Genomic DNA, 12899 nt, shown 5'->3' with positions numbered 1-12899 from the left:
CATATATAAGTTTAACACAAAATAACTATTCTAAAATAAGAACAGTTTATGAGTAATCTATAAATATAAGTTAAATATGACACAATTATAATTCTATCCAAAACTTATAGTAGCTTAGTGAAGCACAAACTAACATATCCATACAATTACGAATATGCAAAGTTCTCTCTATACTACTTTAATTCCTATAACTTGGATAAAATTATATAATCATTTTAACTAATCACCTCATAATATCTTATTTTTCAATGCATGTAGATTATATGCTTTTTAAATAATATAAGTCAAGTATACTATCAATTTCTTATAGAAATTCTACATACCCTTCTGTTCCATGTACTCGAATTCTCTGCCCATCTTTTATCAGCTTGGTAGCATTTTCTACTCCCACAACTGCTGGCAGACCATATTCACGTGCTATAACTGCTCCATGAGTCATAAGTCCCCCAACTTCAGTTACTAGACCTTTTATAGCTACAAAGAGTGGCGTCCAACTAGGATCAGTAAAGGCGGTAACTAATATATCTCCCTCTTCTAAATCAGCCTCTTCCATATTTAAAATAACACGTGCTCTGCCCTCTATAACCCCAGAAGAAACAGGCAAACCTGACATAGCATCCTCTGGGATGTTCTCTCGTTTGTACTTACCTATACCAATTTCACCATCAGAAGTGATAACTCTTGGAGGAGTCAATTTTTCATATAATTTGTGCTCTTCTTTTCGCATGTCTATAATCAGATAATCTAGTTTATTTGTACGTACCACTTCCTGAAACTCATCAAAAGTTAGATAATATATATCTTCTTTTTCATGAATAATGTTTTTCTGTACAAGCTTTTCAGCTTCTTTAAGTAAAGCCTGTTTATAGATGAAGAAACGATTTACCATACCATACTTTGGATACTCACGATAACCTATGAAGTTTCTCATTAAGTCAATCATTCGTTTTGTCTCTTTTACCTTTTGCTCACCATCAGGTAATTCTTTCAATCTTTCTAATAACTCTTGTTCTTTTTTTAAGGCTTCCTGCCTTCCTTGATCAAATTTTCTGCTGCTGGCATTTGGCTCAAAGTTTTTTATATTATTAAGAATCATAGGAACTAAAGTAATTGGTTTTTCACTCCATCTAAGTTTAGTAATATCGATTTCCCCACTGCATCGCATTCCGTATTTGTTTAGATATGATAAGATTGCTTCTTTAGTTTCCCGTCCGCCATTAAACTTAGCCAATTCAGCTAAAAAGTTATCATTCTTTTCATTCTTTAAATAATTAATTATTTCTGGGTACGGGCGAATCACATCCGCTACATCCATTAGCGCCAGTCCCATTTCTGAAGTAATGTTGTTTGGTACAGATTGAGAAAGTATGTCTGCTACGTTTTTTTCGCCTAACCACTCATTCATTTTTTCATTAATCCAATATGAAGCATTTATTGCAGCCATAAATACAGCTGTACTTTGTGGATTAAATAAAATTCTCTTTAATTCATTAATATCTTCTAAAATAAAATTAAATAAATCCAATCCTGATTTGGTTTGGATGTTTTTCTTTAATTCTTCTATAGACTCTTGAGTACTTCTAATCAACTCTGAAACAATCTCTGGATTACTTTCCATTTGTGTATTCGAATCTGAAGGCGGAACACTTTTACCAGGATTCTGTTTTTCTTTATCATTGGGTATGGATTTTATATAGTCTCGCTCTATTATGGTAGCAAGTGCATCTTTCATAAGTGGATCGTGTTGTCCCATATTATTCAATAAAATTTTTCTACTCTCAGGTGAGGCTAGCATTTGGGTAACATCAACAAACATTCTTCCTCCTGCTTTAAACCTATGTCCCATAGATATTAACTCATATATGGACATTCCTAATGGTTTCAATGGGTCTGTCATCATTTGTTGATGGCCAACAGATAAGTACACATGTTTTTCCTTATCCATTGCTTCTGGTATAGGATACAAAGTGGTTATTGGACGACTTTGAACTATATAAAATGTATCTTGAGCCAAACACCATTCTATATCTTGAGAGTTTCCAAAATATTCCTCTATTTTTCTACCTATGAACTCTAGCTGTAAAATCTGTTCACCAGTTAACACTTGCATATTTTGCTTCTCAGGTTCAATCTCCTGTTCTTCCGTACCACCATCCTTTAAGGCATAAATCCCTAACTTCTTGGTGGATACCTTCTTATCAATAATGCTGCCGTTACTCACTTTATAATTATCAGCATTCACTAGGCCTGAGACCAATGCCTCACCAAGTCCGAAGCTGGCATCGATAGATATAACCCTCCTATTAGAAGTTACTGGATCAGCAGTAAATAAAATTCCTGAAGCCCTTGGGAAAACCATCTTCTGAACAACTACGGACAGTTGAACTTTACTATGATCAAAACTATTTTGGATGCGATAAGTTACTGCTCTTTCAGTAAATAGCGATGCCCAGCACTTGCTTATATGCTTTAAAATTTCATCTTTTCCGATAATATTCAAATACGTATCCTGCTGACCTGCAAAAGATGCAGTAGGCAGATCTTCTGCTGTTGCACTAGAACGCACGGCATAAGCATCATTTGCTCCAAACTTTGTGATATAAATCTCTATCTCTTGCACTAACTCCTTAGGAATAGATATTTCTTCTATAACCATGCGAACTTTCTTACTAATTTCTTTAATCTTTTCTCTATCTTTTATTCTAAGCTGAGATAATTCATCTAATAGCCTGTTGAATTCCTGATTATTTTCAGTCACTTTTTTATAAGCTTCTGTAGTAACACAAAACCCTTCTGGGACTAGAATTCCTTTAACTTTGGATAATTCCCCTAGATTTGCTCCTTTACCTCCCGCCAGGGATAGCTTTGTTTTATCAATTTCCTTAAAGCTAAGCACATATGAATTCATACATATTCTCCTTCCTACTCTTATAGGTATGGGTGATGCAGTTCTCTGTGAAGTGATATCTGCTCCTATACTATCCCAAATAAGAAGAAATTATAAGCCTGTTATTTAAAAATTGCATATGATATAATTAAACTGGGAGGAGTAGTTAACTGCAAAATTTACACTCCTTAAATAAAAATTCCCCCAAACTTTTAGTCTGAGGGAATATAAAATATTTACTTTCACTACCCTATTTCTTTAGATGGTGGTTCCACCAATTCCACAAAACTCCAAGTTGCTCCCCTATCCTCTGATTTATATTTTGCCATAACATTCCCACCTTTGAAATCACCTTGTTCCCCCTGTCCTACCAAAAGAAACAATTGTCCATTTTCAACATAAGGAGTCTCTGGTTGAATAAAAGGCTCTAGGGTGACACCATTCCATTCTTCACTATGAACAGGTAGCTTTATTGGCTCGAAAGTTTTACCTCCATCTTGTGTTCTATAAAAATTGGTCACTGCTCCTTCCACCTTTGGATAACACATAAAGCCTATATTTTCATCTACAAAACCTGCTGACTGCAAAAGCCAGGTGCTAGGACCATCCCCCACCTCTTTCCATGTGTCGCCTCCATTTGTTGTTTTATAGATTATTTGCCCTTCTTGAGACATAGTCCTTCCGTTTGTTGCAATAACATAGCCTACTGTATCCGTTGGAAAGCTACAAAATCTCACCCTTGCACTATCTATGGTTTTACTTATTTCAGATGTTTTCCAAGTGATTCCACTATCCTCTGAGTGAATTATCATAAGCGGATTCTCCCTAGTTCCTCCATAGACAAAGGCAGTTTTTTCAGGGGTTATTACATAACTTTTTTCCTGCAACTTATTGGAATAAGGTCTTCCATCTCCAACTGCTACCAAGGTTTCTAGTGGAATTGGGACTTTTCTCCATGAACTTCCCTTGTCATAGCTTGCATATAAAATTCTATTTTCTATCTTATAGGTATACTGCTTATCTTCATAGGGAACTTCAGCTTCGTGTTCATTTCTATACTCGTCACTTTCTTTCGCACCACTAACTTGATATCTTTCTAAATCATATCCAGCTGGTCTTTGCAATTTATTTACTGTATAAGTGATAGTTCCATCTGAGTTTGTTGCTTCATTAAACCATAAAACCCATTGAACTTTAACTTTATTTGCCTCTACAATTCCATTCCAACTATACGCACTTCTTTCATCTATCTTCTTTGTAACAACAGAAAAGTCAACTTGAATTACATTAGTTTCTTTAATTTCAATATCATCAATAGAATACTCCATTAGTTTTTGATCTTTAGGCACATATTTCCCTCTATATTGTTCCGTATATGCTTCAAGCCACTTTTTCCCACTATAGTAAGATCCTTGGAATTAACTTCAACATTAAAGCCTTCTGGCGATTGAAACTTAATCTTACTTTGCTGGTACTTATAATAACCGAAATAGCAAGCAAATAGAATTAAAGTAATTATAAAAATCATTGCCCATATCTTAAATATTTTCTTTTTTTGTTCTTTAATATTATCTATAAACACGTATCTATTCTCCTTAAGAACTATCTTAACTATCATTATACTCTAGCCTAATGAAATACAGACATTTATTTTTTCTTTTTATGCACACCCATCTTGCAGTATTTTATGATGTCACCTTCTCTTTAAATCACAAACCCTCAATCTTTACATATTATATAGCAAAAAGATATTATTTTGAGGAGTGTTTTTTATGCAAAGATGGATTAACCAACCTAGTAATTCTTTATTAATGTTGGGTGACTTCAACGCAACTTACCATATCTTTCCATATGAAGTAGATCCCGATATTGAGATTGTTATCAAAGGGCAATTCCCCTATGCAAGATATATGTCTTTTACTTTAGCTGGTCAACTGGACAATGTAATAGCTACTGCTCCTGATAAAGCGTTGATTCCTGATCCCGGAAGTACTAATCCTTTTTTACCGGGGGCTAATTGGAATGCAGAAAATCGTAATTACACTATAAAAATCAGTTCTAATCCCCCACCTCAAGGCTCCGAACATTTTGTTCCAGAGGCAGGAAACAACACCTTTTATGCAGGAACTTTAAAAGATGGCACACCCAATAAAGTTGGATTTATTGGAATTCGAATTTATGTTCCTAGCATTGGCTATGATAAGACAGGTGGTGTTGGACTTCCTAAAATCACCTACTGTGCTGCGAAAAAGTATTGCAGAAATACAATTTTTTCCGATACTTTTGCTCAAACTACTCAAACTAAGAATCTACAAAACCCAGCATATGTATTTTGCAAGGATTCTTTATTCCAAAGTTGTAATGATATAGCTGAACAAAACTGTGATTTAATCTGGAGTCGTATAGGTGTCATAGCAACAAGGCTTTTACAACCTGATCTAAATACAGTCTATATACTCTCCTATCAAATTAAAAGGGATCCAGGTAAGCTGCTATTTATTCGCTGGAAAGCTCCAACATTTCCCAACACCTATCATAATATGGGTATCTTAGGAAATGAGGATATGCGATACTGGAGTATGTCTTTTATAACACGAGTGGGCTTATTAGGTCTTTCTACCCTTGGTGACTTTCAGACTACTATAGATAGACAGGGATACGTCAATCTTGTTATAAGTTTTGGAGCTCAACGTCCATCTTGTGTAACAACTGAAAATGGCTTCACTTGGGTTGATGCCAGTAATTTACCTTTAGTTCCACTTACCCTTTTCTACAGAAACAATCAGGTATCCTCAAGTTTCCCTTATACAGCAAAAGATGTACCAGAGGGTCAAATTGTTCCACCAGAAGTCATGAGAGAATACTACCCATGCGGCAAATATGTGGATCCTCTCTATTTTAATTCATGTTCTTGTGATTGCAAGAATAAAAATGACATGAATAAATACTCTTATTCCTAGAATATTTACAGAATAATAAAAAAGTGAGGAATTTTATTAAAATTCCTCACTTTGTAATGAAAAGCCTTTTTAGAAAATAAGCTCTCCAGGTTTATATCCACTAGGCAATTCTTCTTCACTTAAAAATTTAAACTCTTCATCACGTAGTATTGGTAAAAATACTTCATATGGAATTTTTGAAAACTCACAGCCATAACTACTTGCTCCGAACCACTTACCCTCTTTGCTGCTTAAATTTAAATCTCTCGCAAATTTTGTATGATTTGAACAATCATGAACTACTAAATCCCACTTTTCATCATCAGCTATTTTCATAAACTTCAGAGTTAGTTCTCTGCTCCAGGTTGGAGATATGTAACCCTGTCTTGAGATATACATATTTTCCCCAAAATAATTGTCTATGTTATTCTCATTCAAATGTAATTCTGCACAATTTATAAAATCTAGCTTAGTATCTAAGATTGCTTGCTTTTTCTCAAAGAAGGCTTCAAAAAACTCAGGCGTCATTGGAGTTTCAATACCCACTTTTTTAATATATTTTTTAGCTATTCTGATATTTTCAATAACTTTGTCTGAGCACTTAGAAGCCCCCAGATTAAAACGTATCTCATCAAGACCAGCTTCACCTAATGCTTTAAGTGTCTCTTCTGTAGCTAAAATACCATTTGTATATAAATGTTGATGAATCTTAGCATCACTAAATTTCTTTACTACGGAGTAGTATTTTTCAATTTCCATAAATGGTTCTAAATAAACATAAGCTACACCAGTAGGTTTTTTATGGATGGAAAGAAGTAGATCAATATCCTTCTCATAAAATTTTGTGTCCCCAATTTGCCACATACCTTCACCAATTGGAGGAATAAAATCTAGTTCTCCATAGTTGTAGCAAAACTTACATTCTATATTACATTTGTTAGTTTTTCTAATTGCACTTAAACCAGTTCCAAACAAACAAGAACTACATCCCCTTGGAAAATTACTTTCCTCTCCTACAAAAAATGTTCTATTCTCTAAAGTTTTTAAATTCTTAATTTCTGACATTAACATATCATTTCTATGGTCAATAGCTGCTTCAATTTGTGCAAAGGTAGCATAAATGATTTCTTGCTGTTTTATCATTGGCTCCTCATCTTCTGGTAGCATTGAAAAAAATTCAAACCACATTAAAGCATCTTTCTTTGATATCTTCATAACTTATCCTCCTCTTGCAGTGCCTACTTACAAACACATGCTACTCAACTTATTATATAGTCGACACCTCTATAAATCAATTTATTTCAAGCTAGAGTATTAATTTATATAACATACGGCACTTAAATGCAGCTCCAGTCATTTACATCACATTGGCCATATTCGTTATCACCTACTGCAACCAGTGTCCCATCGGATTTAAGACCTACAGTATGAGCACAACCTGCAGCAACTGCAATAATATCACACCAGTTACTTACATTGCACTGGCCATACTCATTCCACCCCACAGCCTCCACAGTACCATCAGATCTAAGACCAATTGTATGACTACTCCCAACTGCGATGGCCACTATATCACTCCAATTACTTATGTCACATTGACCTTCACTATTTCTGCCCACCGCAACAACAGTACCATCCGATTTAAGCCCAACAGTATGAATGTAACCAGCCCTAACTGCTACTATATCATGCCAATCACCTACATTGCATTGTCCATATCTGTTATTTCCTACAGCCGTAACTGTGCCATAATCTTTAAGACCTAAAGTATGCCAGTCACCTGCCGCAACTGCCACAATATCACTCCAATCATTTACATTACATTGCCCTTCAGTATTTCGCCCTACTGCAACTACAGTACCATCCAATTTAAGTCCTATAGTACGACGCCAGCCAGTGGCAACTGCCACAATATCTCGCCAGCTGCTTACATCGCATTGACCATACTTATTCCAGCCAACAGCAATCACTGTACCGTCAGATTTAAGACCAATTGTATGAGCATTACCTGTGTTTGTCGCCATATGAACATTACTAGCTGCTATGGCTACAATATTATGCCATTCACTTACATCACATTGTCCAAATTTATTATCTCCAACTGCAATCACAGTGCCATCTGATTTAATAACCACTGTATGACGGCGACCTGCAGTTATTCTATTTCCTATATATCTATTTTTCATATTCTCCATAATTACACCTCTTTAAACTTTTCCTCTCATAGGGCTATGTATCCCTTGTTTTCAGTATAGCATGCAACTAAAACACTGGTGCGATAATGGAGGGTTTATAAATACAATTCAAAATTCCCCCAAATTTTAGTCTGAGGGAATATAAAATACACATTAATTTAATTTTCATTTCTTATATCTTTTAGCAGCTCTTCAAACCACTCAACATTTACTATATGATGAGAAAGCGAATTTTCTAGCATCTTTCTAAAATAAGTAGGCACGGTATCATTATGTTTAATAGATTGTTCCAATAAAGAGATTTTCTTTTTAGTTTGTTCTATTTGTGTTTCTATTAGTTTTGTTATTTCTTCTCTCTTATATTCATTAGCAAATAACATCGCTGCATAAAAAGATAAATTTATATAATCTGTCTTAGATCCATACTTATACATCAATTTTTCAAATTCTTTATCCCCGAGTTCAGTGATAACATAATTGCGTGTCTCTCTAGAGTTATCTAATTGGTCAACTCTTTTAATTAATTGCTTTTCTTCTAATTGTTGAAGATTATAATAGAATGATCCTTTAGTGAAGTTTACTATATATTTATAGTGTCTCTCTTCCATTAAGGCTAATAATTCGTATCCGTAAGAACCTGGGTTTTGTTTTAATAAGCCTAAAATTAGTAATGGTATCAAATAAACATCTCCTTTATGCTCTCAGTTAAAATTATATTAATAGCTATAAGATTTAATCATTGTTAATTTGCATAACTTGAGACATGAATTCATCATATGATGTTTTTCCTAATGCAAAATTCATACTTTCTATATATATCTTTTCTGTTTTGGTATGTGTTCTAGAATCATTTATATTTATAAGTTCATTTTCATCAATTAACGGCTTAAGTACATGTTGTCTTTTAGAAAAGGCATCAAAATATCTTAACCCAAATTTTCTTTGAGAAATTGCATCTATATGTATACCATCAGGATTAGATGTTAATCCTTCTGCTGTTACAAAATAACAATTATCTTGTTCAAAGGCAAACTTCTGTAACTCTTCATTTATGAAATTATATTCAGTGCAGCTTTTCCCGAATCCTTCTTTCCCTAAAAAGTCTCCTAACCCACCAATAATAATTGGAATGTCAGGTGCGTTCAACTCATTTCTAAGAGTCTGAATAATTACAAGTAACTTTTTATAATATACTTTGTAGTTTCCATTAAGACTATCACTTTCTCCTTGATGCCATAGAATTCCTGTTAATTCACTACTTTCCATAGCAAACTTGGCCTCAGCTATTGCATGTCTAAAAAGCATTCCGTCTATTGCCCACTCATCTAAAGTGCTTCCACCTTCAGCACAAGGAATTAAGCCTATAACCTCTTCTTGATTTTGACGACACCATGCATCTGCAAATGAACCTGCTAGACTTACTCCAGAAACAGGACGATCATAATTGATTGGCTCAGTCATCATTTGCCATCTACCATTACGTAACATTTGTATTCTTTCATTATAAATTGGGGTTACTTCGTCAATAAACCCTCTTCCAGCCATATTTGATTGTCCTAACATTAAAAATGATTTAACCATTTTTTTCATCCTTTCTTTGTGATTTAATATTTACGAGGAAATGTTACTATATTAATTACTACTTGCAATTTTTATCATTGCTGTTAAAGCTCTATAAATCTCAATAATTGATTTTCCACTATATGATACTATATTGGGCTCAACCAATTCTGTTCCAGGCATTATTGATGCATATTCGGCTTGGCCGCTATTTAAAAAAGTAACCTTCATTTCAGGCGACTCTTGTAATTTTATAGGATTTATATTCTTGGCATTTATTAAGGCAACTTTTACTTTTTCTTTTAATTTTCCAAATACTACAGATGGTGTTAAACATTTTGCAGCATATCTTCCATATGACGTTTTAACTACAACTGTTTCAATTGCAGCGTTCACCTCTTTTACTTCCTCCTCCAAAATGTTGTCACCTGAAACCAAAACAACTGGAACATTAAAGTGACCTGCAACACATGCATTCATATAAAACTCTCCAACATCCTTATTATTTATATTTATGTTTGAAATTACACCCCCATGAAAAGAGTGACTCAAAACCCCACTTACATTCATTCTGGGATGATATCCTATTAATATTACTGCGTCAAAAGATGAATCTAATCCCTCCATCATAGCACCCTTACGTGATGCACCTGTAATTAATTGTGCTTTATTGTTTAAAGATTCTATAAGTATATTAGTTCCAGCACCATGTAGATCATTAACAATAATTTCTGTTGCACCAATCTCAATAGCTCCTTCGATTACTGCATTAACCTCATTAGTCATAAGTTCTCTTGCTCTTTGATAATCTCTCTCCCCGGGTATTACCTGATTAATTGCAACAATTCCACCTATTCCTTCAATATCTGCTGAAATATAAATCTTCACATTATCACGCCCTTCATTATTAATATCTAAAAAATATTAAAACTCACTTAATTCACTTTTAGTCTAATTAGACTAATGCCACTTAAATATTATAGTCTAATTAGACTAATTGTCAAATGTATTTTTGTGGATTTATCACTAAATGGCAAATCCCTTAAACTATTTATATAATGAAACATAAAAAAGAGGAAGATTCTTCTCTCCCTCTAATTTTTCTCTATCAATAATATATTGATAAACGACAGATTATAACTTTTTATAGCTCCTAATTGCAAAGATATACGCAACAATTATTATTGCTATACACCAAGCAAGAGCAACCCAAATATTATTTCCTACTGGTTGATTTCCTAAGAGATTACGAATAGCTTCTACGATAGGCGTTACAGGCTGATTTTCTGCAAAGACACGTACTGCTGATGGCATCGTAGCTGTTGGTACAAAGGCCGAACTGATAAATGGTAGAAATATTATTGGGTAAGCGAATGCACCTGCACCATCAGTTGTCTTTGCAGCAAGTCCCGCAATTACTGCAACCCAAGTTAAAGCAAGTGTAAAGATTCCGAGGATTCCAAATACCGCTAACCATTCTAATATTCCTGCTGAAGATCGGAAGCCCATTAATAATGCAACAATTATAATCACTACTACAGAAATACCATTTGAGATTAATGAGGTTAATACATGTCCCCATAACACTGTAGAACGAGCAATAGGCATAGAGTGAAAACGCTCAAAGATACCACGTTCTTTATCTATAAACAAACGGTAAGATACATATGCAATCCCACTACCAATAGCCATTAACATTATGCCTGGTAATAGATAATTAACATATTTTCCTGTACCTGTTTGGATTGCACCACCAAATACATAAACGAATAATAACATCATCGCAATTGGTGTGATACAAACTGTAATAATTGTATCCATACTTCTAAAAATATGACGCATAGAACGTCCAAACATGACACTCATATCTTTGAAAAAATATTTATTTGTAGATTCCATTTATTTCTCCCCCTCTTTACCAATTATCGCTAGAAATATTTCTTCTAATGTAGGTTGTTTTTCAACATATTCAACTTTTGCAGGTGGAAATAATTTTTTCAATCCTTCCAGTGTATCTAAAGCAATGATTTTCCCTCCATGAAGAATAGCAATTTTATCTGCAAGTTGTTCTGCCTCATCTAAATATTGAGTAGTTAAGAATACTGTAGTTCCTGCAGTTGATAACTCTTTTACAATTTTCCAAACTTCTAAACGACCCTCTGGATCAAGACCTGTTGTTGGCTCATCTAGGAAAATAATTTTAGGATTTCCCGCAAGACTCATTGCGATATCAATTCTTCTTTTCATTCCTCCAGAATAAGTACCAACTCTGCGGTCTGCTGCCTCTGACATTCCAAAGCGATTAATTAACTCATCTGCTACTTGATTTGGATTTTTAAGATGTCTTAGCTTTGCTATCATTTGAAGATTTTCACGTCCAGTCAAAATTTCATCAATAGCCGCAAACTGTCCAGTAAGACTTATAGAAGCTCTAATGTCTCCTGGATTTTTTTCAACATCAAAACCGTTGATAACAATACTTCCTTCATCTGCTTTAAGTAAAGTAGCCATGATTCTAATCATGGTTGTTTTTCCAGCTCCATTGGAACCAAGTAATGCAAAGATACCTCCCTGCTCTACTTCAAAATCTACTCCTTTGAGAACTTCTACATTTTTGTAAGCTTTCTTTACTCCTTTAATTTGTATTATATTTTTTTTCATTATCTTTTCCTCCTTCATATTGTAGATTGCGCTATTATTACAAAAAAGAGCCGATAACTGTGATTACATTCACGGTTATCGGCTCTGTGTCTTAGCATCTGGCTCTTTGATAACGGATATATTTAGTTGTTTTACATTAATTATTGTTTCCTGTTTACACTTGGGACAAAATAGTGGGAAGTTTTCAAGTACCGTATCAACACCTATTTTGACCCGCGTTTTATTGCCACAGACTGGGCATAATATCCATTCATATTTACTCATCATACCATCCCCCTACTTGATGCTTTTGCTGACTGCTATTTACTTTGTTTTATCCATAGCCTTTTTCATAGCATTGCTAACTTTTTGATCTACAGATTCTTGATAGATGTCAGCATAAGTTTTTGAATCTTTGATTAAATCATCGCAGAAAGCTGCTACGTCACTGCCAGTTACTTCGAGTACGCCTTTTCCTACGGCTGCCCCCTCTTCAAAAATATCGACAATTCCTGATAGTAATCCTGTACCTTCCGTTAACTCAACAGGGCCAACCTTAAAAAGGTATTTTTGAATTTCTTTATAAACAATCTGATAATCTTTTGGTAGTGCTTTGACACGCGCTACATGTGCTCGCCATTCTTTTTTGCCTTCAATTATATCTTGTATTCTCATTTT

General features: G+C 34.3%; 13 protein-coding genes. 1 reads left to right on the top strand and 12 read right to left on the bottom strand.

What is annotated here, in order from left to right; all coding sequences use genetic code 11:
* Positions 1–304: 304 nt before the first annotated feature.
* The 3 genes from ppsA to JK634_RS20425 form a co-directional block, all read right to left on the bottom strand.
* Positions 305–2908, bottom strand: a complete 2604-nt coding sequence (gene ppsA / locus JK634_RS07290; RefSeq protein WP_202766981.1) for a phosphoenolpyruvate synthase — start codon at positions 2906–2908, stop codon at positions 305–307.
* A 224-nt stretch (positions 2909–3132) separates the two neighbouring features.
* A complete protein-coding gene (locus JK634_RS07285; RefSeq protein WP_243425575.1) occupies positions 3133–4236 on the bottom strand; it encodes a WD40/YVTN/BNR-like repeat-containing protein in 1104 nt (367 codons plus the stop codon).
* Positions 4215–4505, bottom strand: coding sequence for a hypothetical protein (locus JK634_RS20425; protein ID WP_243425574.1), 291 nt, complete (start codon positions 4503–4505; stop codon positions 4215–4217). Before JK634_RS20425 ends, JK634_RS07285 begins: the two co-directional genes overlap by 22 nt.
* A gap of 292 nt (positions 4506–4797) precedes the next feature.
* Here JK634_RS20425 and JK634_RS07280 point away from each other — a divergent pair, with 292 nt between their 5' ends.
* Positions 4798–5847, top strand: a complete 1050-nt coding sequence (locus JK634_RS07280; RefSeq protein ID WP_202766980.1) for a hypothetical protein — start codon at positions 4798–4800, stop codon at positions 5845–5847.
* A gap of 69 nt (positions 5848–5916) precedes the next feature.
* On the opposite strand, the gene JK634_RS07275 is transcribed toward JK634_RS07280, so the two are convergent.
* The 9 genes from JK634_RS07275 to JK634_RS07235 all read right to left on the bottom strand — a co-directional run bounded on the left by JK634_RS07275 (position 5917) and on the right by JK634_RS07235 (position 12896).
* The gene (locus tag JK634_RS07275) at positions 5917–7041 is read right to left on the bottom strand and encodes a radical SAM protein (RefSeq protein WP_202766979.1); all 1125 of its coding nucleotides are present in this window, start codon (positions 7039–7041) and stop codon (positions 5917–5919) included.
* Positions 7042–7163: 122 nt separating this feature from the next.
* On the bottom strand, positions 7164–8021 hold the full coding sequence (locus JK634_RS07270; protein ID WP_202766978.1) for an RCC1 domain-containing protein: 858 nt from the start codon (positions 8019–8021) through the stop codon (positions 7164–7166).
* A 158-nt stretch (positions 8022–8179) separates the two neighbouring features.
* The gene (locus JK634_RS07265) at positions 8180–8701 is read right to left on the bottom strand and encodes a PadR family transcriptional regulator (RefSeq protein ID WP_202766977.1); all 522 of its coding nucleotides are present in this window, start codon (positions 8699–8701) and stop codon (positions 8180–8182) included.
* Positions 8702–8753: 52 nt separating this feature from the next.
* Positions 8754–9602, bottom strand: coding sequence for a sialate O-acetylesterase (locus JK634_RS07260; protein WP_202766976.1), 849 nt, complete (start codon positions 9600–9602; stop codon positions 8754–8756).
* 51 nt (positions 9603–9653) lie between these two features.
* A complete protein-coding gene (locus tag JK634_RS07255; RefSeq protein WP_202766975.1) occupies positions 9654–10469 on the bottom strand; it encodes a M55 family metallopeptidase in 816 nt (271 codons plus the stop codon).
* Positions 10470–10715: 246 nt separating this feature from the next.
* Positions 10716–11480, bottom strand: coding sequence for an ABC transporter permease (locus JK634_RS07250; protein ID WP_202766974.1), 765 nt, complete (start codon positions 11478–11480; stop codon positions 10716–10718).
* On the bottom strand, positions 11481–12242 hold the full coding sequence (locus JK634_RS07245) for an ABC transporter ATP-binding protein (protein ID WP_202766973.1): 762 nt from the start codon (positions 12240–12242) through the stop codon (positions 11481–11483). It abuts the gene before it with no gap.
* Between the two features lie 75 nt (positions 12243–12317).
* Positions 12318–12506 carry a cysteine-rich KTR domain-containing protein gene (locus JK634_RS07240; RefSeq protein WP_202766972.1) on the bottom strand — a complete coding sequence of 63 codons (189 nt, stop codon included), beginning with the start codon at positions 12504–12506 and terminating at the stop codon, positions 12318–12320.
* A gap of 39 nt (positions 12507–12545) precedes the next feature.
* Positions 12546–12896, bottom strand: coding sequence for a DUF1048 domain-containing protein (locus tag JK634_RS07235; protein ID WP_202766971.1), 351 nt, complete (start codon positions 12894–12896; stop codon positions 12546–12548).
* Positions 12897–12899: the final 3 nt, after the last annotated feature.

Source organism: Clostridium paridis (assembly GCF_016765615.1).
Lineage (GTDB): Bacteria > Bacillota > Clostridia > Clostridiales > Clostridiaceae > Clostridium_T > Clostridium_T paridis.
This window is presented reverse-complemented; position numbering and strand designations above follow the sequence as displayed.